Source organism: Cupriavidus sp. WS (assembly GCF_000395345.1).
In the GTDB taxonomy this organism is placed as follows: domain Bacteria; phylum Pseudomonadota; class Gammaproteobacteria; order Burkholderiales; family Burkholderiaceae; genus Cupriavidus; species Cupriavidus basilensis_B.
This window is the reverse complement of record NZ_AQPL01000448.1, coordinates 1-21,607: the sequence shown is the minus strand read 5'-3', so window position 1 is coordinate 21,607 and position 21,607 is coordinate 1. Positions and strand designations below refer to the sequence as shown.

Genomic DNA, 21,607 nt, shown 5'->3' with positions numbered 1-21,607 from the left:
TGCTGTCGCCTCCGCAGGAGGCTGCTTGGCGCCGGTAATCGCCTTGCGCCGGTTCGCCACCAGTTCGGCCGCCTCGCGCACTGGATCGTCCTCGGTGTGGACATAGCGCATGAACATCACGACGGTCTTGTGCGCCGTCAGCGCCATGCCGACCTTGACCGGGATACCTGAATTGGCAATGTCGGTCGCAGAGCGATGGCGGATGCCATGCGTCCCCACGTGCGTCGCACCCGCCGCCTTGAGCACGCGGCACCAGCCGCCGTAATATTCGCCTGTGGTCAGGTGCTGCGCCGGATGGCGTGGCGACGGCAGCACATAGGGATTGCCTTCCTGTCTCGGTGCCGTCGAAAGCAGCCGGTAGGCTTCCTCGCTCATGGGCTTGGACATGCCGCCGGTCTTGCTGTCGGGCCAGACGACGCGCCGATTCTCCAGATCGACCCATTCCCATTCGAGCGTGACGATTTCGGAGCGGCGGGCGGCGAACTCGAATTGCAGGCGAATCGCCAGAGGGATGACGTAGTTCTCAAGCCCTTCGACCTCGATCTTGTCGAGCTGCCGGAACAGCTTGCCCATGTCGTCGTCGCTGATGAGATGGGTGGACTTGCCGGCAGGGAACATCGGGACATGGCGGCAAGGATTGGTGCCGTCTGGCCGATAGCCCCACACCTCCGCCATGTTGAACATCTTGCGCAGGATGCTGAACGCCTTGTTCGCCTCGGTCTGCTTGTATGAAAGTTTCTCCATCAGCCCGGCAACGTCCGGCCGCTTCACGTCGTGAACCTTCTTGCGGCCCAGCAGCGGGATGATGCAGCGGTCGATGACGCCTTGATAGCCGACTCGGGTGCTGGGCTTGTTGCGCTTCTTGGAGTAGTCCTCCATGAACTTCTTGCACAATTCCTCAACGGTGGGTGCCTGGCGTGCCTCGGCCTTGTCCGCTGCCGGATCGCCGCCCCGGCGCACCTGGGCCAGCCATTCCTGCGCCAGCGAGCGGGCCTGTTCAACGGTCAGCTCGCCGAACAGGCCCAGGGCCGGCTTGCGTCGCTCGCCGGCGTTGGTTCGGTACTGGAGCATGAACACCTTGCGACCGGCCGGCGTAATCTTGCACAGGAAGCCGGGAACAAGGGTATCGCGCAGCTCGATGGCTTGCGCTTGGGGTTGTGCCGCATCTACTGCGGACTTGGTGAGCTTGATCTTAGCCATGATGACTCCTCGGAAAGACCCGATTCCCAGGAGCCTCGTAGGAGCCAGTAGAAGGGAAGCCGGGTCAAGTTTCAGAAAGCACCGGCATATGTTGAACTCGCCTAAGTCATTGATAAACTTGCTGTATATGGCTGTGGCGTAGTCCAGCAAAGTGCGGTACTGGAGTCATCCTGAAATAAAAAAGGCCACTCCGAAGAATGGCCCTTTACACCCCGCGACATCCACACCCCGTCGTTCCAACCCTGCACGCTCTATGGCCTGCATCGGGTACCCTGGAACCCCGCTGCGAAGATCGGTAACGATGCCGTCCACGCGGACAATTCGCCGGTGGCCCAGTTCTCAGATTTATGCATACATTTACTGCGGCTCGTTACGTGGGAAATCATAAGTATCGTCTATAAGACATGATGTCGAGAATAACCCATATTTTCGGGCTCTGTTCCGGCACTCGGACCGGGCCGCCTCGTGGCTGATCTGGTCGTTATGTGATTTTTAAATCATAAGGCGGGCATCACCGCCCCATCCGGCGCTCGCGCAACTGCTGTTCCAGCCGGGAGATGCACAGGTCCACGCGCGAGCGCTTGCGCAGATAGCGGATGCCGAGCGCGGCGAACAGCACTGCGGTAACGGCGCACAGCGCCGCCAGGAGGGTCAGGTCGGATTGCATGGGGGTCTGCGTGGGGTTCGGGCGTGCCCCGCGGGCGCGCGGTGATACCCGGGCGCCTGCGCCGGGCATGCGGCAGGCCACTCCCGGCCGCTCCCGCAATAACGTCAGCCGCCGGGCAGTCTGAAGGGATACCCAACCTCTGGGTGGATTGGAAAAATCCGGCGGCCGCTGGTGGTCCGCCGGTGGCCCGCGGACCGGACCGTCGCCTTCCGCCAATCGTTCGCTTGTGGCAGCGCGCGGTGCGCTAGCCCACGTTATGATCGCGCGGACGCGGTTAGGCTCGGAACGTCGCGCTCAGGTCTGACCCACTTGCGCGCGTTTTGCGCCTCGCCTATCCCCCGGTGGGCGGGGCGCCTTTCTGCGCCGGCGAGAGTGCGTCGACGGTTCCCGGTCATTCCCCCTTTCGCCGGCGCCGTCCCGCGTTTCGCCGGCTGCCGCGCCGCTGCTGCTTTTTCCACTGCCATCATTTTTCCAGGAGCCGCCATCCATGCTCGGTGCTATGGATTTCCTCGCCGTGGTGCGCCACGCCCCGCTGGTGTCGATCGACCTGATCGTCACCGATGCCCGGGGCCGCGCGCTGCTCGGCCGCCGCCGCAACCGTCCCGCGCGCGACACGTGGTTCGTGCCGGGCGGGCGCATCCGCAAGGACGAAAGCCTCGATGCGGCATTCCGGCGCATCGTCGCGGACGAGCTCGGCATTGCCGGCGCCGAGCGCGCCGGCGCGGTGGCGCGCGGCGTGTTCGAGCATCACTACCCGGACAACTTCGCCGGGGAGCCGGGCGTCACCACGCACTACGTCGTGCTGGCCTACGCCTGGACGATGCCGGACGAGGCGCAGGGCGGCGGGGAGGCGGCGGGCATGCCGGAACAGCACAGCGCCTACCGCTGGATGACGCCCGGGGAACTGCTCGGCCGCGACGACGTGCACGAGAACACCAAGGCCTACTTCCGCTGAAGCCGGCCCGCGCCGTTCAGGCGGCCTCGGGCACCAGCCCGGCGCGCTGCGCGGCGCGGGCGGCGGTCGTGCTGGCCGCGGCCTGCGTGGCTTCCGTGGGTTGAGTGGCTTGCGCGGCTTCGCCGGTTTTCGCGGGCGCCGGCTGCGCGAACACGGCGCATTCCTCGCGCAGGTATTCGGCGAACGGCGCCGCCACCTCGGGATGGCGCAGCGCGAACTCCACCGTGGCCTTCAGGTAGCCGAGCTTGCTGCCGCAGTCGAAGCGCCGGCCTTCGTAGCGGTAGGCCAGCGCCTGCTCGTGGGCGAGCAGCGCCTGGATCGCGTCGGTCAGTTGCAGCTCGCCGCCCGCGCCCGGCGCGAGCGCGCCGAGGTGCGCGAAGATGCTGGGCATCAGCACGTAGCGGCCCACCACGCCGAGGTTGGACGGCGCCGCCTCGGGCGCGGGCTTCTCCACGATGCCGGACATCTTGAACACGCGCTCGTCCCACGGCTTGCCGTCGATCACGCCATAGGAGCGGGAGTCCTGCGGCGCGATCGCCTCCACGCCGATGACGCTGCTGTGATAGTGGTCGAAGACCTCGATCATCTGCTTGAGCACCGGCGTGCGCGCGTCGAGCAGGTCGTCGGCCAGGATCACCGCGAACGGTTCGTCGCCGATCAGCTTGCTGGCGCAGCGCACCGCGTGGCCGAGCCCGAGCGGCTCGGCCTGCCGCACGTAGAAGCAGTCGACGTGGGCGGGCTTGATGCCGCGCACCAGGTCCAGCAGCGCCTGTTTGCCGCGCGCCAACAGTTCGGCTTCCACCTCGTAGGATTTGTCGAAGTGGTCCTCGATGGCGCGCTTGCTGCGCCCGGTGACGAAGATCAGCTCGGTGATGCCGGCCGCGATGGCTTCCTCCACGGCGTACTGGACCAGCGGCTTGTCGACCACCGGCAGCATTTCCTTCGGGCTTGCCTTGGTGGCGGGAAGGAAGCGCGTGCCTAGGCCGGCCACCGGAAATACGGCTTTCCTGATCTTGAGCATGGATCTACCCCCGTCGTGTGGTTGCCCGGCCGAGGCGGCCGCGGCGCGGCTTGCCCAGGTGCAGCCAGCGTATCGCCGTGGCCGGACGGGCATCTGCCAACAGTTCGCCCTATTCAGACAGTGCGCGCGCGCGGGCGCCACGGCGCGGCGCGGCGGCCTTAGAGTCGGGCCATGAGGTCGGGCCATCAGGTCGGATCGTCGGTCGGACCATCAAGCCGGACCGTCGCACGACGGGCAAGCACAACGAACAAGCACGATGAACTGGTATCGCATCACAGACCTTGGCGATGCTGCCGTGACGCTGCCGCTGGCGTTCGCCACGGCCTTGTGGCTGCTGCGCGCGGACGGGTGGCGCGCCGCGCTGCGCTGGGTCGCGTGCCTGGCGGCGGGCTCGGCGGTGGTGCTGGCCAGCAAGCTGCTGCACGCGGGCTGCGGCCTGGCGCTGGAGCGCTTCGACATGCGCGTGATCAGCGGCCACGCGATGCTCTCGGCGGCGGTGTGGTCGGTGTTCCTGGCGCTGCTGCTGCGCGGCGCGCGGCCGGGCTGGCGCGCCGCCGGCCCGACACGGGGACTGCTGCCGGGGCTGACACTGGGCCTGGCGCTGGCGGCCCTGATCTGCCTGAGCCGCGTGCTGCTCGGCGCGCACACGCCGGCCGAGGTGGTGGCCGGCTGGCTGCTCGGCGCCGCCATCGCGGGCTGGGTGCTGCGCGCCTGCGCGCCCGCGCCGCGCCGGCCCGGCAGCAGCGTGATCGCCGGGGCGGCGCTGCTCGGCCTGTGCACCGTCGCCACGGTCGCCTACGGTCGCCACGCGCCGCTGCAGCAGATCATCTGGCACTACTCTCCGTACTACGCGCAGGTGATCTGCTACCAGGGAGACTAGCGCGATGCGTCTGCTTTGTCCCGCCGCCACCCGCCCGCCGCGCCGCGCCGCGCGCCATACCCTGCCCGCCGCGCTGCTCGCCTGCCTGTGCCTGTTCGCCGCCACCGCGTGCGGCGGCGACCACGGCGCGGACAAGCCCAGGCCGGCCGGCAGCGCGCCGCCGCCGGCCGCGGCCGGGCTGGCGGACAGCGGCACCATCACCTGCGCCGCGCCCGCCGCCGGCGCCGACGCCCCGCCCGACGGCGACACCATCGAGGCCGACACGCCCGGCAGCGACGGCTCGCGCATGTTCGCGCCGGGCAGCACCTTCGAGGTGAGCATCACCACGCGCGCGGCCGGCGCCGACGTCGCCAACTGGTCCATCGCCGACACCTGGGGCCGGGTCCGCGCGAACGGGCAGTTCCCGGTGGACGCCGGCCCGCGCGTGTCGACGATGGATTGCAGGGCGAGCGCCGCCGGCTACTTCGCCGTGTCGGTGAGCCTGGCCTCGGCCGGCGGCGGCCTGCGCTCGCGCGGCACGCGCCCCAACGGCATCGCCACCTTCGGCGTGCTGCCCGACGTCTCCGCGGTGCTGCCGGCGGCCAGCTACGCGCGCCAGGACCTGCACCGCTTCGGCGGGCAGGGCACGGCGTTCGTCGCGCCCGGCCAGACCTGCTGCGACGGCGACGGCTATCGCCCGATCTATCCGGCGCTGGGCCTGTCGTGGGCCAACGACAACCGCAACTGGTCCGTCACCGAGCCGAGCGGCCCCAACACCTTCAACCCGGCCACCTATCCGCTGGCTTCCTACTTCCAGCCCGGCGACCTGATGCGGCTGATCCAGCTCGACGGCATCCCCGGCTGGGCCAGCCCGACCGGCCAGCCCACCTACGGCTACGCGCCCAAGTCCATGCCGGCGTACCAGGACTACATGACGCGCGTGGGGCTGGAGTCGGCCGCCGCGCGCGCGCGCTATTTCCCGGCGCAGTCGGCCAACTATTACCAGGTGACGTGGGAGCCCGACTACGACGGCGGCCGGCCGTGGAAGGACACCGACGCGAACTTCGTGGCGATGTACAAGGCGACGTGGCAGGGCATCCACGCCAACGATCCCAACGCGGTGGTGATGGGCACCACCAATGCCTTCCTGCGGCAGAACTCGGTGTGGATCGAGCGCCTGGCGCCGCTGGGCATCGCGCAGTACCTCGACGGCCTGAGCGCGCACGGCTACTACGACGCCGGTACCTCGCCGTCGCACCCGCCCGAGCGGCTGGTCGGCGCGCCCAGCGCCGCGGACGCCGCCAACGCGCTGCCGGCGGCCATGCGCGAACTGCGCCACGTGGTGGCCACGCGGCTCAAGCGCGGCGCCCGGCTGTTCGTCACCGAGACCGGCATCAGCTACGACCTCGGCGCGACCTACGGCCCCGACTACCCGACCCAGAACATCCTCTACGCGCACGGCGCGGTGGTGGCGCGCGCGCACCTGATCCTGCTCGGCGAGGGCGCCGACGTGAGCTTCGTGTTCTATGCCGCCGACCCGCCCGACGAGCCCGGCTACGGCATCTTCTTCAACCTGGACAACCCGAAAGGCAGCCACGGCCCGGCGCGCGTCAGCCCCAAGCCGGCGGCGATGGCGGTGGCGGCGATGACGCGGCTGGTCGACGGCACCAACACGCTGGGTCCGCTCAAGGGCCTGCCGCAGGGCGTCTACGGTTATGCGTTCCAGCGCCTGGGCAGCAACAGCATCGTGACCGCGCTGTGGACCCACGACAATGCCAGCTGGAGCGCCGCGAGCGGCTTCAGCGCGACCTACAGCGTGCCTTACACGCTGACCGTGGACGCGCCCGGCACCAGCGGCAGCGTGACGGTGCTGGACATGATGGGCAACGCGGCCACGGTGCCGTATGCCAATGGCGCGCTCACGCTCGCGCTGACCGAGGCGCCGCTGTACGTGATCTCGGCCAACGCGACGGTGGCGCAGGCCGGCGTGACCACGCCCGAAGGCTACGTGGCGCAGTAGGGCCTGCCTATTTGTTGCCCGAGGTCTCGAACAGCGCGGTGACGTTCTTGGTCAGCACCAGCAGCGTGGCGGCCTCGGCCAGCGCCTGCTCCTTGCGGCGCAGCTCGCGCTCCAGCTCGCGGATGCGGCGCTGGTCCTGCTCGTGCAGGCGCCGCACCGCGCCCATGCCGCGGCTGTCGGACAGCGCCGCGGCGGCGCTGCGGCGCCAGTATTCCAGCTCGAGCGGGTCGACGGCGTTGTCGCGGCACCACTGCGACTTCTGCTGCTCGCCCATCGTGCCGGTGGCGAGCACGGCCTCGAGCCGGGCCTCGCCGGCGGCGGCGGGGTCGGCCGGCGGCATGGCCAGCGCGTCGGCGCGCCAGCGCCCGAGCGCGGCCATCGAGATGCGCATCTCGGCGGAGACCTGCTCGACGCTGGCGCTCTCGGGTGGCAGCATCCGCGCCACGGCGCGGTCTTTGATGGACTGAGCGTACCTAGCCACAGTGGTTCACCCTGTTTTCTCCGTGCGCGGCGCGGGCCCGGCGCGCTCAAGCGGCGGGGCGCTCGCTTGGCTGCAGCGCCGGCTCGCCGCTGCGCTTGTTGGCCGGGAACAGCGCATCGCGCATGCGCAGGAACGGGAATTCGATCGCGCGCGTGGCGGCGTAGCCCACCACGATGGCCACCGCGAACTGCAGCGCCAGCGCCAGGCCCCACAGCGGCACCGCCGGCACGCCCAGCGCGGTCGCCTTGCGGATGAACAGGTCGCCGGGGGCCAGCGCCACCGAATGCCACAGGTAGATGCCGTACGAGTACACGCCGGTCCACGCCACCGCGCGGTACAGCCACGCGGTGCGCAGCTTGCCCGAGTATTCGAGCACCAGCACGATCAGCGCGGCGAAGCCGATCGACTGGATGGTGTAGCCGATGGTCTCCTCCAGCACCAGGTTCCGCTGCAGCAGCACCAGCCACGCCGCCGTGGCCGCCACGATGGCCACCAGCAGCATCTTGCGGCGCGCGATGCGGTGGTACAGCTCGGGCTTCATCCAGTACAGGGTGGCCAGCATGACGCCGTACAGCAGGCTGTCGATGCGGTACTGCGTGTAGGCCGAGGCGCCTTCGAGGTCGCCGCTGGCCACCGCGAAGCAGCGCGCGGCCAGCACCACCACGCACAGCGCCGCCGTCATCCACAGGATGGTGCCGGCGCGCAGCGACAGGCGCGCCACCAGCAGCAGCACCGCGGGCAGGAACAGGTAGAAGTGCTCCTCGACGGCGAGGCTCCAGGTCTGCGTGATGGAGCTGCCCAGGTAGTTCTGCAGGTGCGTGAGGTTCTGGTACAGGAAGGTGCTGGTCGGGTGCCGCCCGGCCAGCACGTGGAACAGGATCAGCGCGTAGTAGGCCGGCCAGATCTTGAAGATGCGGCGGATGATGAAGCGGCGCGCGTCCACGTGGCCGTTCTGCGCGTACTGGCGCAGCAGCAGCCCGCCGACCAGGAAGCCGCTCAGCGTGAAGAACAGGTTGACGCCCTCGCGGCCGAAGTTCTTGAGCGGATACTCGATCAGCGCGATGAGCGGGTTGCCGGTGCTCACGGCATGGAAGTGCATGCCCATCACGGCGATGATGGCCAGCCCGCGCACGAAGTCGAGTTCGATCGAGCGGCTGCCGATGTGCTTGCCGCGGGTTGCCGGGTTTTCCATGCTGTTCTCCTCCAAGCGCGCTGTCGGGATGGTCTTGCTCCTGGCGCGGCCGGCGCGGGTCGTGCGCGCGCCGCCTACCGCATGCCGGGCGCGTCCGCTTCGCTCATGTCCGCGGGCGCGCCGAAGCGCTTGCGGATGAAGCGGCACGGATTGCCGCCGTAGATGCCTTCCGGCTCCAGCGAGCGGTGCACCACCGACAGCGGCGTGACCACCGCCGAGCGCCCGATGGTGATGCCCTTCTGCACCACGCAGCCGGCGGTGATCCACACGCCGTCCTCGATCACGATGGGCGCGACCTGCAGGTCCATGTTGCCGTCCAGCGCGTGCGAGCCCGCCGTCAGGAAGCTGCCCTGCGAGATGCACACGTTCGAGCCGATGCGCACCGGCGCCTGGTTGTAGATCCACACGTCCATGCCGAACCAGCAACTGTCGCCGATCTCCAGGTTCCACGGCGACTTGACCCGGATCGGGTGCAGCAGCCGGCAGCGGCGCCCGATGCGCGCGCCGAACAGCCGCAGCAGGCCCGCGCGCAGGCCGGAGAACGGGATCAGCTTGTTGCTGATGATGGCGGCCTCGATCACGAACCACATCGCCTCGACCAGCACGCCGCGGCGGCGCACGTAGTTGCCGGGCCCGGCCAGGTCGAGGTCGACCACGCGGCCGGCGGACGCGGCCCGGGTGCCGTCGCGCGCATTGCGCGTGTCGCGCATGTCGCGCGCATCACGCACATCACGCACATCACGCGCTTCCGGCGTGGCCGCCTCGCGCGGGCCGGCCGCGCGCTCCAGGTAGTCTGCGTATGCTTCGGTCTTCATGTCCGGTCCTTCGCCCCTCGCGCACCGTTCGCGATTTCATTCATTTCGTTCCTGTCGGGAAAATTATCGAACGTGAAACAGCGGGCGAATCGCTATTTGCCGGGAATGGCCTTTCGCAAGGGGCGTTTTGGCGGCTTGGCACTACGGCGCCAGGCCGGCCGCGGCCTAGGCCGCGGCGCGGCGCAGCGTCTGCTTGAATTCGCTGAGCGTGTTGCGCGCGAGCAGGTGCGCGCGCGGCGCGGCGGCGGCGGGCGCCGCCGGCGCCGGCCACGCGGACTGCCCGAGCTGGTCGAGCGCGCGCCCGATCGCCGCGGGGGAGAGATCGTCCAGCACCGGCCCCAGCTCGCGCCCGCGGCAGAACCAGCCGATCAGCCCGTCGGCGGTGGCGATCACGGGCTTGCCGGCGCGGTAGGCCTGCACCAGCACGCCGCTCATGCCGTAGTGGCCCTTGTAGCCGAGCCACACCGCGTCGCAGGCGCAGAACAGGGCGGCCTCGTCCTCGTCGGAGATGAAGCGGTCCAGTATTACCATCGGCGGCGACAGCGCGCGGCTGGCCTCGCGCAGGAACGCGCGCACGTCGGCGTCCTGCTGGCCCGCCACCACCAGCGCGGGCGCGCGCGGATGCGCCGCCAGCGCCGCCACCAGCTCGCGGATGCCCTTGCGCTCGCTGATGGCGCCATACACCAGCAGGTGCCGGCCCGGACCCAGCCCGAGCCGCGTGCGCGCCTCCGCGGGATCGGCCGGCAGCGCCTCGGGGCAGGGGTCGGCGAGGTAGGCGACGGCCTGGGCGCGGCCGCTGGCCGAGGCCACCCACTGCGGCAGCGTCGGGTCGATCGACAGCAGCGTCTTCATGCCGCCGGTGTCGAGCGCGCGCCGGAACAGCCAGGTCTTGACCGCGTTGACCAGCGGCTGGCGCGGCGCCTTCACGCCCACCTTGCTGTGATGGAAGCTCGCGCGCATGGTGATGCCGACCCACGGCACCGCGCCGAACGGCGAGCCCAGCAGCGGCAGCGCGTAGAGGAAGTAATCGACATACGGCACCACCACCAGCGAGGCGGGTCGCTCCGCGCCGGCGATGCGGAACGCGTGGCGGAACATGCGCCAGAAGCGCACATAGGCCACGCGGCCGGCACCCGCGCCCGCGCCGGCCGGGGCCGGCACGAACAGCAGCGTGGTGTGCGGCGGCTGCCCGGCCAGCAGCCGGCGCGCCAGCGGGTGCTCGCGGTTGGCCGGATCGGTGGCTACCATGCAGTGGTAGCCGGCCTCGCGGTAGGCCTGCATCGCCCACTCGACATAGCGCCAGCGGTGGCCGGTGAAGTCGTGCTCGATGATCAGTGCGGTCGGGTCGGGCATGGCGGGTCCGGACGCAGCGGGCCCGGCGCGGGCCGCCGTGCAGCGGGTTGCGGAGAATCCTCCGTTTCACATTAGCACTGCGCCTGCCGCGCCAGCCGCCAATCTGCGCCCCGCTGGCGGAAAAGCACTGGCCCGCGTGCGCCGCCGCGGGGTGACGGATTAAAGCTATGCCCTGGCGATTGCCGCCCGCGCGGCTGCGGTAGATTGGGCCGCATGGCTCGCAAGCGTTGGCCGCGTCACCGGCATCCCCGGTGCCGGCCGCCGCCGCGCGCCGCCCGAGCGCCTGTCCACGACGTCACCGAGGGGCACAGCAACATGGCCAGATCCCTGCGCGGCGCAGCCGCCTTCCTGCCGCGGTCCGGGCTGCATGCCAGCTCGGCCGCGTGGGTGCTGGGCCAGCAGGTGATGGTGCGCGGGCTGGTGGCGGTCAAGTTCCTGGTGGTCGGCCGCATCCTCGGCCCGTCCGCGGTCGGCATCGCCGCGGTGGCGCTGCTGGCCGTGGCCATCGCCGAGGCGCTCAGCGACACCGGCCTGCCGCAGGCCGTGGTGCAGGGCCAGCAGCCGCCCTCGCCGGACCAGCTCGGCGCGCTGTGGACCGTGCTGACCTGCCGCGGCGCGCTGGTGGCGCTGCTGCTGGCGGCGCTGGCGCCGGTGCTGCAGGCGCAGTTCCACCTCGACGGCGCGCTGCTGCCGCTGCTGATGGCCGCCGCGCTGCCGCTGGTGCGCGGGCTGGCCTCGCCGGCCTATTTCGTGGTCACGCGCGAGCGCGGCTTCCAGCAGATCGCCGGCATCGAGGTGGCCGCCGCCGCCACCGACTGCGTGGTCGGCGTGGCCTGCGCGCTGGCCGGCGCGGGCGCGGGCGCCATCCTGATCGGCCTGCTGGCCGGCGAATCGCTCAAGAGCGCGCTCACGTGGCTGGGCATGAAGCCGCGCCCGCCGCTGCGCCCGCGCTGGACCGGCATCGGCCACTACATGGGCTTCAGCCGCTGGATCTGGGCCGGCAGCGTGGTCAACCTGCTGCTCAACCAGTTCGACAAGGTCATCGTCGGCAAACTGCTCGGGCCGGCGCAGCTCGGCGTGTACCAGATGTCGTCCAAGTTCGCGCAGATGCTGCTGGCCGATGCCGGCATCGCCATGTCGCAGTACCTGTTCCCCACTTTCGCCGCGCGCTTTCGCAAGCAGGACGGCTCCGACGCCACGCTGCTGCGGCGCTTCGTGCTGCTCGGCGGGCTGGGGCTGGCCGCGGTGGTGGTGGCGCTGCGGCTGGCCGCGGAGCCGCTGTTCCTGCTGGTGCTGGGGCCGGCGTGGCTGGGCGCGGTGCCGCTGTTCCGCATCTTCGCCATCTACATGGCCATCGGCGCGCTGATCGCGGTGCTGGTGGCGTACCTGCGCGCGGTGGGCCTGCCGCGCGCGGCCACCGAGGCCTCGGTGATCCAGATCTGCGTGCTGCTCGCCGCGGTGCCGCCCGCCACGCACTACCGCGGCGCGACCGGCCTCGCGTGGGCGATGACGCTGGGCCTGTCGTGCGCCGCGGCCTGGATGCTCTACCGCATCCACCGAATACGCGGCGCGCGCGCGCAAAAGGAGGCATGATGCGGATTCTTCATCTGGTGCTGACCCCGCGCCTGTCGGGCGCGGAGATGCTGGCCAAGGACCTGGCGATCCACCAGCAGTCCCACGGCGACACCGTGTGCGTGTCGGCGCTGATGCCGCAGCAGGACGACTTCGCGCCGCTGCGCGCCCAGCTCGACGCCGCCGGCGTGCGCTGCCTGTTCCCCGCCCGGCCGCACAAGCTGCCCGGGCGGCTGTGGCACCTGCGCGGCGTGCTGCGCGCGTGCCGGCCCGACATCCTGTTCGCCCACGCCACCATCCCGGCGTTCTACGCGCGCGCGCTGCCGTCGCGCGTGCCGGTGGTGTACGTGATGCACTCGGCCGCCAACGACTTCGAGCGCAAGCTGTTCCGCAACGTCGAGCGGCTGCTGTCCACGCGCGCGCGCGCCGTGATCGGCGTGTCGCAGGGGAACCTCCGCGACTACATCGGCGCGGTGGGCGAGCATCCGCTCATGGCGGTCATCCCCAACGGCGTGGACACCGGCCGCTTCTTCATCCGCCCGGCCGCGCCGGCGCGCGCGCCGCTGGTGGTGCAGGTGGGCCGCTACGCGGCCATCAAGAACCAGCTGCAGACCGTGCTGGCGTTCCGCGAGGCGCTGCGCGACGTGCCCGACGCGCGGCTGGAGATGTACGGCGTGATCGAGGACCCGGCCTACTACGCCGAGGTCTGCGCGCAGGTATCCGGTCTTGGCCTGGGCGACAAGGTGTGGGTCAACGGCCCGCAGAACAACGTGCCGGAGCTGCTGGCCTCGGCGACGGTGTTCGCCATGCCGTCGGCCTCGGAGGCGCACAGCATCGCCTTTCTCGAGGCGCTGGCCGCTGGCGTGCCGGTGGTTGCCAGCGCGATTCCCGCCTTCGCCTTCGCGCGCGACTACCCGGGCGTGCAGCTGCTCGATACCGGCGACGCCGCCGCTTACGGCGCGGCGCTCACGCGCGCGCTGGCCCAGCCGCGCATGGCGCGCTCGCTCGACGGTCTCACGCTGAACGACACCGCCGGCCAGTACCGCGCGCTGGCGCGCCGGCTGGTGAGCTCGGCCTGAGCGCCGCCGCGGCGGGACATGAAAACAGGAGGAGGCAGAGATGGAACGCAAGCGTGTACTTGTCCTGAGCCCGCACGCCGACGACGCCGAGCTGGGCGTGGGCGGCTACCTCGCGCGCGTGGTCGACGCCGGCGGCGAGGTCATGGTGGTGCTGGCCACGGCCGGCACCAGCCGCTCGCTGAACCTGGGCCGGGTGGTCGGCGAGCGCGAGCGCCTCAACGAGTTCCTGGAGTCGATGAACGTGCTGGGCGTGCAGGCCACCGAGGTCCTGACCACCGGCTTCGACGGCGCGCTCGACACCGTGCCGCGCGCGCAGATGATCCACCGGCTGGACATGCTGCAGAACCGCTTCGAGCCGGACGAGGTGCTGATCCCGCTGGCGTCCTCGCACCAGGACCACCGCTACTGCTGGGAGGTCGGGCTGGCCGCCACGCGGCCGAGCCGCGCCAAGCACGCGCCGGGACTGGTGGCCGCCTACGAGTACCCGGCCACGTGCTGGGGCGGCGGCGGCATCGTCGACGTCGCCGGCGGCACCTTGTACATCGACGTGAGCGCGACCTGGCAGCGCAAGATCGACGCGCTGCGCAGGCATGTCTCGCAGATCCACGAAGGCGCCGGCCACCTCGTCGGCGTGGCCGGCGTCACCGCGCTGGCGCAGTGGCGCGGCGCCGAATCCGGCTTCGCGCTGGCCGAGGTGCTGCACGTCCTGCGCATGCGCTGGGGCGACTGAACGCCTGCCGCGCGGCCGCGATCGCCCGCCCGCCGCCTGGCTTTGCCCGCCAGCCGGGCGGGCCTGCCTCTCACGTTCCCGCCGTTTCTTTCCATGTCGCCGCCCGCCGCGCGGGCGGCGCGCACGGCACCTGCGCGCTGAAAGACGCGGTAACAGTGGAAGAATCACGCGAACTGCGCGCCGCCTCCGGCCATATCGAATGGAGCATATTAATTATTTTTTCCGAATTTTTTTATTTGTAAATAACCAGGCAACGCCATGCGCCCGCCTAGTGAAAAATTGTAAGCAAAAGTTAATGGCTTGCCTATATGCCGGCATGCACTTTAATTGGTCACTATGTTCGCTGGCGCGCACTGGTTTTTACGCCATATTTGCTGCTTCGCAACATGCTGCACTACAGTGCAAGAGCGTTGTCCAAAGCCGCCCCGGAGCCGGGCTGGCACCGTCGAGCAGGCCTAAATCCTGCTGGTGGAGTGGGAGTCGCACGGACTTTTCAGGGATTATTCTGATAGACGGACGCCTTCCGCCAACACTTCGCTACTTTCCGACACCGCCGTATTCCTACGGTTTCGGGATGTCTACGATGCAACGCAACACCAATTAAAAAATTCTCGAAGGAAACGGTCAATTCAATGGGGGGAAAACCATGCCCTATGCGCAGCTCGAACCGGCGACGGTTAGTTGGCTCAGTTCCTCGTTTAGTACTTCCATTAATCGTTCCAAGTGCGCCGCGCGACGCGTCGGTATTCTCCTGTTCGACGGATTTTCACTACTAGGTGCCGGTCTGGTGGCAGAGCTGTTCCAGACTGCCAATGAATGCTCCGCGTCCGGCGCGGGCAAGGAAGCCGCCTACGACGTCCAGCTGCTGTCCGTGGATGGCGGCAGCGTGGCCTGCTCGTCGGCGCTGCGGGTCTGGACCGACGGGCTCGACCCGCGCGAGTTCGCCGGCTTCGACGTGCTGTTCATCGCCGGCGGCGCCGGCGCGCGCAATGCCGCGGCCGACGAGCGGCTGCTGCGCTGGCTGCGCGTGGTGACGCCGCGGACCGCGACGGTGCGGCCGATCGCGGAAGGGCGCGCGGTGCTGGCCGCCGCGGGCATCCTCAAGTCGCAGGGCGGCGAGCACGGCAATGTGGTCTACGGGCTGCACAGCGCCGACGAATCGGGCGAGCAGTACGAGCTGGTGCGCAGCGCGCTCACGCTCATCAAGCGCGATCTCGGCCTGGACGTGGCGCGCGCGGTGGGCAGCCGCGTGATGCCGGCCTGGACCGCGCGCCTGATGCCGCGCCTGGCCGACACCGGCACCACCAGCGTGGGCGACAAGATCCGCGCCGCCGCGCGGTGGCTGCACGAGCACTGCGAGCAGCAGATCTCCGTGTCCGACGCGGCCCAGGTGGCGACCATGAGCGAGCGCAACTTCCTGCGCCGCTTCAAGCTCGAGATGGGCGTGACGCCGTCCGACTACCTGCTGCATGCGCGGCTCGACACCGCCTGCAGCTTCCTCGCCGAGACCGAGCTGCCGGTCGACAAGGTGGCGCGCCGCTGCGGCATGGGCAATGGCGACCGGCTGGCCAAGATCTTCCGCAAGCGCATGTCGATCTCGCCGACCGAGTACCGCCAGCGCAGCAAGGCCGGCATCGCCTGCGCGGGGTGAGCGCCATGCGCGCACCGCGGCAGTTGCACAGGGCGCAGCGCAGGCGGCATCGCCGCGCATGCGCGATGCCGCATCGGACAACGGGCGCCGCGCTGCGCGGCGCGCCGGGAGCGCGGCTCCCGATCGAGGAGGGCAGGGATATGTCGAAGACGCTCGTGGAAGCCGTGGCCGGGACGTTGCCGATGCAGTCGGCGCCATCCATGCAAGCGCCGGCAGCGGCGCCCGCGCAGGCGCAGGACGTGGCCGCGCGCCTGCGCATCACGCCGGTGGTGCTGGCCGGCGGCGCTGGCACGCGGCTGTGGCCGTTGTCGCGGGAGCACTTTCCCAAGCAGCTGATCGACCTGGTCGGCCCGGACTCGCTGCTGCAGGCCACCGTGCGGCGCATGCAGGGCTTCTCCGGCCGGCACCCGGTGGACGCCACCGCCATCATCGTGTGCGGCGACGAGCATCGCTTCGTCACCGCCGAGCAGCTGCAGGCCGGCGGCATGCAGGGCCGGCTGGTGGTGGAGCCGGCGCGCCGCAACACCGCGCCCGCGCTGACACTGGCCGCCACGCTGGCGCGCGCCGACGGCGCCGACGCGATCCTGGTGGTGATGCCCGCCGATCACGCCATCCCCGACACCGGCGCCTTCCACCGCGCGCTGGCGCTGGCCGCCAGCCACGCGGAGCAGGGCGCCATCGTCACGCTCGGCGTGCCGCCCACGCGGCCCGACACCGGCTACGGCTACATCAAGCTCGGCGAGCCGATGGCCGACGGCGTGCGCCACATGGAGCGCTTCGTCGAAAAGCCGGCGCTGGAACTGGCCGCGCAGTACGTGGCCAGCGGCAACTACTGGTGGAACAGCGGCATCTTCGTGGTGCGCGCCTCGGTCTGGCTCAAGGCCATCGAATCGCTGCACCCGGCCATCCACGAAATGTGCGTCGCCGCGGCCGCCGAGGGCGAGCAGGACGGCCAGTTCTTCCGGCCGTGCGCGCGGCAGTTCCTGCTGAGCCCCTCGGACTCGATCGACTACGCCGTGATGGAGCGGCTCGACTGCGGCGACGCGCCCTGCCGCGGCGTGGTGGTGCCGCTCGAGGCGGGCTGGTCCGACCTCGGCTCGTGGGACGCGGTGTGGGACGCGATGGACAAGGACACCGCCGGCAACGCCGCGCGCGGGCGCGTGGTGTTCGAGGGCGCGCACTCCAGCTACGTGCATTCCGACGGCCGCCTGGTGGCCTGCGTGGGCACCAGCAACATCGTGGTGGTCGAGACCGCCGACGCGGTGCTGGTGGTGGACCGCTCGCACGTGCAGGACGTCAAGGACGTGGTGGCGCGCATGAAGATCCAGCACGCGCCGGAAGCCGACGCCCACCGCAAGGTGCGGCGCCCGTGGGGCTTCTACGACTCCATCGAGCACGGCGACCGCTTCCAGGTCAAGCGCATCGTGGTGCAGCCCGGCGCGCGCCTGTCGCTGCAGCTGCATCACCACCGCGCCGAGCACTGGGTGGTGGTCAGCGGCACCGCGCTGGTGGTGCGCGGCGAGGAGAAGTTCCTGCTCAGCGAGAACCAGTCCACCTTCATCCCGCTGGGCGTGCTCCACCGGCTGGAAAACCCCGGGAAGCTGCCGCTGGAAATCATCGAGGTGCAGTCCGGCGGCTATCTCGGCGAGGACGACATCGTGCGCGTGGACGACACCTACGGGCGCTGCGCCTGACGCGGCGCGCACGGGCGGGGGCGCCGCGGGGAGGCGGCGGAAGAACGGGCGGCAAGACGTGGCGCGGGCGTGGTCCCGGGCCGTGGCGGGAAGGCATCGGGAGAGGGGAAATGCTGAAGATCGAAGGCTTGCTGGCGCGCCTGCTGGACGTCGCGCTGGTGTTCGCGGGTGCCGCCATCGCTTCGCACATCCGCTTCGACGAGATGGCGCAGCGCACCTTCTACGACGTTTTCCTCGCCTTGTCGGTGGCCTTCACGCTGGCGCTGTTCCCGGCCTTCGGCATCTACGAGTCGTGGCGCGGGCGCTCCAAGTTCGGACTGGCCGGCCACCTCGCGCTGGCCTGGCTGCTGGTGCAGCTGTGCGGCATCATGGTGCTGTTCTCGCTGCACCACGCCGCCACCGTGTCGCGGTTGTGGTTCGTCTACTGGACGGCTTCCACCGGCGCGCTGCTGATCCTCTCGCGCCTGCTCACGCACGGCGTGCTGGGCCAGGTGCGCAGCGCCGGCATGAACCTGCACAAGGTCGCGGTGGTGGGCTGCGGCGCGCACTGCAGCGCGGTGATCCGCCGCAGCGCGGCGGCGCCGGCCTCGGGCTTTCGCGTGGTGGCGGCGTTCAATGTGGCGCCGGCGGTGGGCAGCCTCAACGTGAAGGTGCCCACCTTCGAGGACCGCGCCGCGTTCCACCGCTACATCCGCTCGCAGGACATCCATGAAGTGTGGCTGGCGCTGCCGCTGTCGGAGGAGCGCACCATCCTGGAGTTCGTGGCGGAGTTCCGCGAGGAACTGGTCAACGTGCGCTTCATGCCGGACCTGCGCAGCCTGGCGCTGTTCGACAGCGGCACCATCAGCCTGATCGGCATGCCCGCCATCAACCTGGTGGCCTCGCCGCTGTCCGACAGCGCGCTGCGGCAGAAGGACGTGTTCGACCGCCTGTTCGCCGCCGCCGCGCTGGTCGGGCTGTCGCCGCTGCTGCTGGCCATCGCCATCGCGGTCAAGCTCTCGTCGCCGGGGCCGGTGCTGTTCAAGCAGAAGCGCAAGAGCACCGACGGCCGCATCTTCACCATCTACAAGTTCCGCTCGATGCGCGCGCACGTGGAAGCCACGGGCGTGGTCACGCAGGCCACCCGCGACGACCCGCGCATCACGCGCGTGGGCGCCTTCCTGCGCCGCACCAGCCTGGACGAGCTGCCGCAGTTCTTCAACGTGCTGCGCGGCGACATGTCGGTGGTGGGCCCGCGCCCGCACGCCATCGAGCACGACGACCAGTACCAGAAGCTGGTGAGCGGCTATATCCACCGCTACCGCGTCAAGCCCGGCATCACCGGCTGGGCCCAGGTCAACGGCTTTCGCGGCGAGACCGACCGCATCGAGAAGATGGAAGGCCGCATCGCCTGCGACCTGTACTACCTCGGCAACTGGTCGTTCGCGCTGGACATGCGCATCATCGCGGCCACCGTGGCCAAGGGGCTGATCCACCGCAACGCGTACTGACACAGAGGGGACCGGGGACTGCGCTGGCGCAGCCCCCGGCGGGAAGCAATCGCCATCAGGGAGTCGCTTGTTATGGCTGCCAAGTTCGATACCCAGTACACCGACGTCTCCAGCGCCACGGAGCTTCGCCTGTCCGACTACCTCGTCACGCTGCTGGAGAACTGGCGCATGATCGCGGCGGTCACGCTGGTCGCGCTGCTGGCGGGCACCGCCTTCGCGCTGCTGCAAAGCCCGGTCTACCGCGCCGACGCGCTGATCCAGGTCGAGGACAGCAAGGGCAACCCCAACAACCAGAACCAGAATTCGCTGCAGACGCTGTCGTCGATCTTCGACTCCAAGTCCACCGCGGCGGCCGAGACCGAGCTGCTGCGCTCGCGGCTGGTGGTGGAAGAGGCGGTGCGCAAGCTGCATCTGGACATCGCCGCCGGGCCGCGCTACTTCCCCGTGGTCGGGCGCTGGCTGGCGTCGCTCAACGACGGCATGGCGGCGCCCACCACGCTGCTGGGCCTGTCCGACTACGCCTGGGGCGCCGAGTCGATCACGGTGTCGTCGTTCGAGACGCCGCAGAAGTTCTATGGCAAGCGCTTCGTGCTGGTGTCCGACGGCGAGCGCAGCTTCACCGTGCGCGACCCCGAAGGCAAGGCCGTGCTGCAGGGGCGCGTGGGCGAGGAAGCCAGCGCCGCCACGCCGCTGGGCCCGGTCAGCGTGCGCGTGGACGAGCTGGCCGGGCGCAAGGGCTCGCAGTTCGAACTGGTGCGCTATTCCACCGTGGGCACCGTGGAGCGCGTGCAGCGCGCGCTTTCGGTGGGCGAGCTGGCGCTGCAGTCCGGCATCATCCGCGCCAGCATCGAAGGGCCCAGCGCCAAGCTCACCGCCGACATCATCAACACCATCGCGCGCCAGTTCGTGCAGCAGGACATCGGCCGCCGCTCGGCCGAGGCCGAGCACACGCTGGCCTTCCTCGACCAGCAGCTGCCGGCGCTGCGCAAGCAGGTGGACCAGGCCGAGGAGCGCTACAACGCCTTCCGCAATCGCCAGGGCACCGTCAACCTGGGCGAGGAAAGCCGGCTGCTGCTGCAGCAGATCGTCGACAACAAGGCCTCGCTCGACAAGCTGACCACGCGCCTGGCCGAGGTGCGCACGCTCTATACCGACGAGAACCCGGCGGTAAGCGCGATCACCGCGCAGATCGCCACGCTGACCGCGCAGCAGGGCGCGCTCAAGCGCCGCGTCTCGGTGCTGCCCGACACCGAGCAGACCGCGGTGCGGCTCGAGCGCGACGTGCGCGTCAACACCGAGCTGTACACCAACCTGCTCAACAACGCCCAGCAGCTGCGCGTGATCAAGGCCGGGCAGGTGGGCAACGTGCGCGTGGTGGACTTCGCCGAGCCGGCCGACGAGCCGGTGCGCCCGCAGCGCGCCGTGCTGGTGCTCATCAGCGGCGGCGTGGGGCTGGTGCTGGGCGCGCTGCTGGCGTTCCTGCGCAAGGGGCTGTGGGGCGGCGTGGAGAACCCGCAGGAGCTCGAGCGGATGCTGGGCGTGCCGGTGTGCGCGGTGGTGCCGCGCAGCCGCACCCAGTTGCGCCTGCAGCGCGAGCTGCGCCTGGGCCGCAGCCGCCAGAGCGTGCTGGCCGCGCGCGCGCCGGACGACATCGCGGTGGAAGGCGTGCGCAGCCTGCGCACCAGCCTGCAGGGCGCGCTGGCCAGCGCCAGGAACAACGTGGTGATGCTCACCGGCGCCAGCCAGGACGCGGGCAAGTCGTTCATGTCGGTCAACCTGGCCGCGCTGGTGGCCACCGGGCGCAAGCGCGTGCTGCTGATCGACGGCGACATGCGCCGCGGCGAGGTCCACTCGCATTTCGGCCTGCCGCAGGTGCCGGGCCTGTCGGACGCGCTGATGGGCACCGACATCGAATCGGCGGTCACGCATGACGTGCTGCCTGGGCTGGACGTGCTGCCGCGCGGCACGCTGCCGGGCGACCCGGCCGAGCTGCTGATGGGCGACCGCCTGGACTCCCTGCTCGACTGCTTCAAGCAGCGCTACGACATGGTCATCATCGACACGCCGCCCGTGCTCGCCGTGACCGACGCCGCGCTGCTGGGCCGGCACGCCGGCACCACGCTGCTGGTGGTGCGGCACGGCCGCCATTCCGCCAACGAGGTGGCCGAGACCGCGCGGCGCCTGAACAACGGCAGCGTGCTGCTGCAGGGCGTGCTGCTGACCGACGTGCCCAAGCCGCCGCTGCAGCTGCGCTCGAGCTACGGCGGCTACTACGGCTACCAGGGCGGCGCGCGCTAGCCGGGCGCCGGCCGCCTCTTCCTCACACCCGCCCCCCCAACACCAACGCACGGCAGGAGAAACGCAATGTCGCACAAGGTTGCTCTGATCACAGGCATCACCGGACAGGATGGCTCCTACCTCGCGGAGCTGCTGCTGGAAAAGGGATACGAGGTGCACGGCGTGAAGCGCCGCACGTCGCTGTTCAACACCGACCGCATCGACCATCTCTATCGCGAGCCGCACGACCCCGACCGGCGCCTGTTCCTGCATCACGGCGACCTGACCGACGCGGCCAGCATGCTGCGCGTGATCCAGCAGGTGCTGCCCGACGAGATCTACAACCTGGCGGCGCAGAGCCACGTGGCGGTGTCGTTCGAGGAACCCGAGTACACCGCCAACGCCGACGGCCTCGGCACGCTGCGCCTGCTCGAGGCCATCCGCATCCTCGGGCTGGAGAAGAAGACGCGCTTCTACCAGGCCTCCACCTCCGAGCTGTACGGCCTGGTGCAGGAGATTCCGCAGAAGGAGACCACGCCGTTCTATCCGCG

17 protein-coding genes and 1 pseudogene are annotated in these 21,607 nt (G+C 70.2%); 11 read left to right on the top strand and 7 right to left on the bottom strand.

What is annotated here, in order from left to right; genetic code table 11:
* Both K206_RS0130615 and K206_RS43270 read right to left on the bottom strand, forming a co-directional pair.
* On the bottom strand, positions 1-1,200 hold a 1,200-nt coding region (locus tag K206_RS0130615), incomplete at its 3' end, for a site-specific integrase (protein WP_008643195.1).
* A gap of 511 nt (positions 1,201-1,711) precedes the next feature.
* Positions 1,712-1,867: a hypothetical protein gene (locus K206_RS43270; protein ID WP_020206137.1), complete on the bottom strand. Its 156-nt coding sequence runs from the start codon at positions 1,865-1,867 to the stop codon at positions 1,712-1,714.
* A 487-nt stretch (positions 1,868-2,354) separates the two neighbouring features.
* Between K206_RS43270 and K206_RS0130605 the strand changes: the two genes are divergently transcribed.
* Positions 2,355-2,822 carry a GDP-mannose mannosyl hydrolase gene (locus tag K206_RS0130605; protein WP_029044266.1) on the top strand — a complete coding sequence of 156 codons (468 nt, stop codon included), beginning with the start codon at positions 2,355-2,357 and terminating at the stop codon, positions 2,820-2,822.
* A gap of 16 nt (positions 2,823-2,838) precedes the next feature.
* On the opposite strand, the gene galU is transcribed toward K206_RS0130605, so the two are convergent.
* Positions 2,839-3,843 (bottom strand): UTP--glucose-1-phosphate uridylyltransferase GalU, encoded by a 1,005-nt coding sequence (galU, locus tag K206_RS39745; RefSeq protein WP_081651571.1) that lies wholly within the window; start codon positions 3,841-3,843, stop codon positions 2,839-2,841.
* 256 nt (positions 3,844-4,099) lie between these two features.
* On the opposite strand from galU, the gene K206_RS0130595 reads away from it, so the two are divergent.
* Both K206_RS0130595 and K206_RS0130590 read left to right on the top strand, forming a co-directional pair.
* Positions 4,100-4,723, top strand: coding sequence for a phosphatase PAP2 family protein (locus K206_RS0130595; protein ID WP_020206134.1), 624 nt, complete (start codon positions 4,100-4,102; stop codon positions 4,721-4,723).
* A gap of 4 nt (positions 4,724-4,727) precedes the next feature.
* The gene (locus K206_RS0130590) at positions 4,728-6,722 is read left to right on the top strand and encodes a hypothetical protein (RefSeq protein WP_020206133.1); all 1,995 of its coding nucleotides are present in this window, start codon (positions 4,728-4,730) and stop codon (positions 6,720-6,722) included.
* Positions 6,723-6,768: 46 nt separating this feature from the next.
* Here K206_RS0130590 and K206_RS43945 read toward each other — a convergent pair.
* The 4 genes and pseudogenes from K206_RS43945 to K206_RS0130570 form a co-directional block, all read right to left on the bottom strand.
* Positions 6,769-7,203: pseudogene (locus tag K206_RS43945) on the bottom strand (IS3 family transposase); the annotation flags it as partial.
* A gap of 46 nt (positions 7,204-7,249) precedes the next feature.
* Entirely contained in the window at positions 7,250-8,395 is a 1,146-nt protein-coding gene (locus K206_RS0130580) for an acyltransferase (RefSeq protein ID WP_020423976.1), read from the bottom strand.
* Between the two features lie 74 nt (positions 8,396-8,469).
* Positions 8,470-9,105, bottom strand: a complete 636-nt coding sequence (locus K206_RS39740; RefSeq protein ID WP_155888350.1) for a DapH/DapD/GlmU-related protein — start codon at positions 9,103-9,105, stop codon at positions 8,470-8,472.
* Positions 9,106-9,375: 270 nt separating this feature from the next.
* Entirely contained in the window at positions 9,376-10,563 is a 1,188-nt protein-coding gene (locus tag K206_RS0130570) for a glycosyltransferase (RefSeq protein WP_020206129.1), read from the bottom strand.
* 315 nt (positions 10,564-10,878) lie between these two features.
* Between K206_RS0130570 and K206_RS0130565 the strand changes: the two genes are divergently transcribed.
* The 8 genes from K206_RS0130565 to K206_RS0130530 form a co-directional block, all read left to right on the top strand.
* Complete coding sequence (locus K206_RS0130565) at positions 10,879-12,156, top strand: oligosaccharide flippase family protein (protein WP_020206128.1); 1,278 nt, start codon at positions 10,879-10,881, stop codon at positions 12,154-12,156.
* Positions 12,156-13,214, top strand: coding sequence for a glycosyltransferase family 4 protein (locus K206_RS0130560; protein ID WP_020206127.1), 1,059 nt, complete (start codon positions 12,156-12,158; stop codon positions 13,212-13,214). Before K206_RS0130565 ends, K206_RS0130560 begins: the two co-directional genes overlap by 1 nt.
* 40 nt (positions 13,215-13,254) lie before the next feature.
* On the top strand, positions 13,255-13,944 hold the full coding sequence (locus K206_RS0130555) for a PIG-L deacetylase family protein (protein ID WP_020206126.1): 690 nt from the start codon (positions 13,255-13,257) through the stop codon (positions 13,942-13,944).
* A gap of 646 nt (positions 13,945-14,590) precedes the next feature.
* On the top strand, positions 14,591-15,595 hold the full coding sequence (locus tag K206_RS0130550) for a GlxA family transcriptional regulator (protein WP_029044265.1): 1,005 nt from the start codon (positions 14,591-14,593) through the stop codon (positions 15,593-15,595).
* Positions 15,596-15,795: 200 nt separating this feature from the next.
* On the top strand, positions 15,796-17,289 hold the full coding sequence (locus tag K206_RS0130545) for a mannose-1-phosphate guanylyltransferase/mannose-6-phosphate isomerase (protein WP_043367387.1): 1,494 nt from the start codon (positions 15,796-15,798) through the stop codon (positions 17,287-17,289).
* 110 nt (positions 17,290-17,399) lie between these two features.
* Positions 17,400-18,779 (top strand): undecaprenyl-phosphate glucose phosphotransferase, encoded by a 1,380-nt coding sequence (locus K206_RS0130540; RefSeq protein ID WP_020206123.1) that lies wholly within the window; start codon positions 17,400-17,402, stop codon positions 18,777-18,779.
* A 72-nt stretch (positions 18,780-18,851) separates the two neighbouring features.
* Complete coding sequence (locus tag K206_RS0130535; RefSeq protein ID WP_020206122.1) at positions 18,852-21,077, top strand: polysaccharide biosynthesis tyrosine autokinase; 2,226 nt, start codon at positions 18,852-18,854, stop codon at positions 21,075-21,077.
* 66 nt (positions 21,078-21,143) lie between these two features.
* On the top strand, positions 21,144-21,607 hold a 464-nt coding region (locus K206_RS0130530; protein ID WP_020206121.1), incomplete at its 3' end, for a GDP-mannose 4,6-dehydratase.

Bases quoted from the DNA above. Each gene is read 5' to 3' on its own strand.
- K206_RS43270 (WP_020206137.1), bottom strand. From the start codon at position 1,867: ATGCAATCCGACCTGACCCTCCTGGCGGCGCTGTGCGCCGTTACCGCA.
- K206_RS0130605 (WP_029044266.1), top strand. From the start codon at position 2,355: ATGCTCGGTGCTATGGATTTCCTCGCCGTGGTGCGCCACGCCCCGCTG.
- galU (WP_081651571.1), bottom strand. From the start codon at position 3,843: ATGCTCAAGATCAGGAAAGCCGTATTTCCGGTGGCCGGCCTAGGCACG.
- K206_RS0130595 (WP_020206134.1), top strand. From the start codon at position 4,100: ATGAACTGGTATCGCATCACAGACCTTGGCGATGCTGCCGTGACGCTG.
- K206_RS0130590 (WP_020206133.1), top strand. From the start codon at position 4,728: ATGCGTCTGCTTTGTCCCGCCGCCACCCGCCCGCCGCGCCGCGCCGCG.
- K206_RS0130580 (WP_020423976.1), bottom strand. From the start codon at position 8,395: ATGGAAAACCCGGCAACCCGCGGCAAGCACATCGGCAGCCGCTCGATC.
- K206_RS39740 (WP_155888350.1), bottom strand. From the start codon at position 9,105: ATGCGCGACACGCGCAATGCGCGCGACGGCACCCGGGCCGCGTCCGCC.
- K206_RS0130570 (WP_020206129.1), bottom strand. From the start codon at position 10,563: ATGCCCGACCCGACCGCACTGATCATCGAGCACGACTTCACCGGCCAC.
- K206_RS0130565 (WP_020206128.1), top strand. From the start codon at position 10,879: ATGGCCAGATCCCTGCGCGGCGCAGCCGCCTTCCTGCCGCGGTCCGGG.
- K206_RS0130560 (WP_020206127.1), top strand. From the start codon at position 12,156: ATGCGGATTCTTCATCTGGTGCTGACCCCGCGCCTGTCGGGCGCGGAG.
- K206_RS0130555 (WP_020206126.1), top strand. From the start codon at position 13,255: ATGGAACGCAAGCGTGTACTTGTCCTGAGCCCGCACGCCGACGACGCC.
- K206_RS0130550 (WP_029044265.1), top strand. From the start codon at position 14,591: ATGCCCTATGCGCAGCTCGAACCGGCGACGGTTAGTTGGCTCAGTTCC.
- K206_RS0130545 (WP_043367387.1), top strand. From the start codon at position 15,796: ATGCAAGCGCCGGCAGCGGCGCCCGCGCAGGCGCAGGACGTGGCCGCG.
- K206_RS0130540 (WP_020206123.1), top strand. From the start codon at position 17,400: ATGCTGAAGATCGAAGGCTTGCTGGCGCGCCTGCTGGACGTCGCGCTG.
- K206_RS0130535 (WP_020206122.1), top strand. From the start codon at position 18,852: ATGGCTGCCAAGTTCGATACCCAGTACACCGACGTCTCCAGCGCCACG.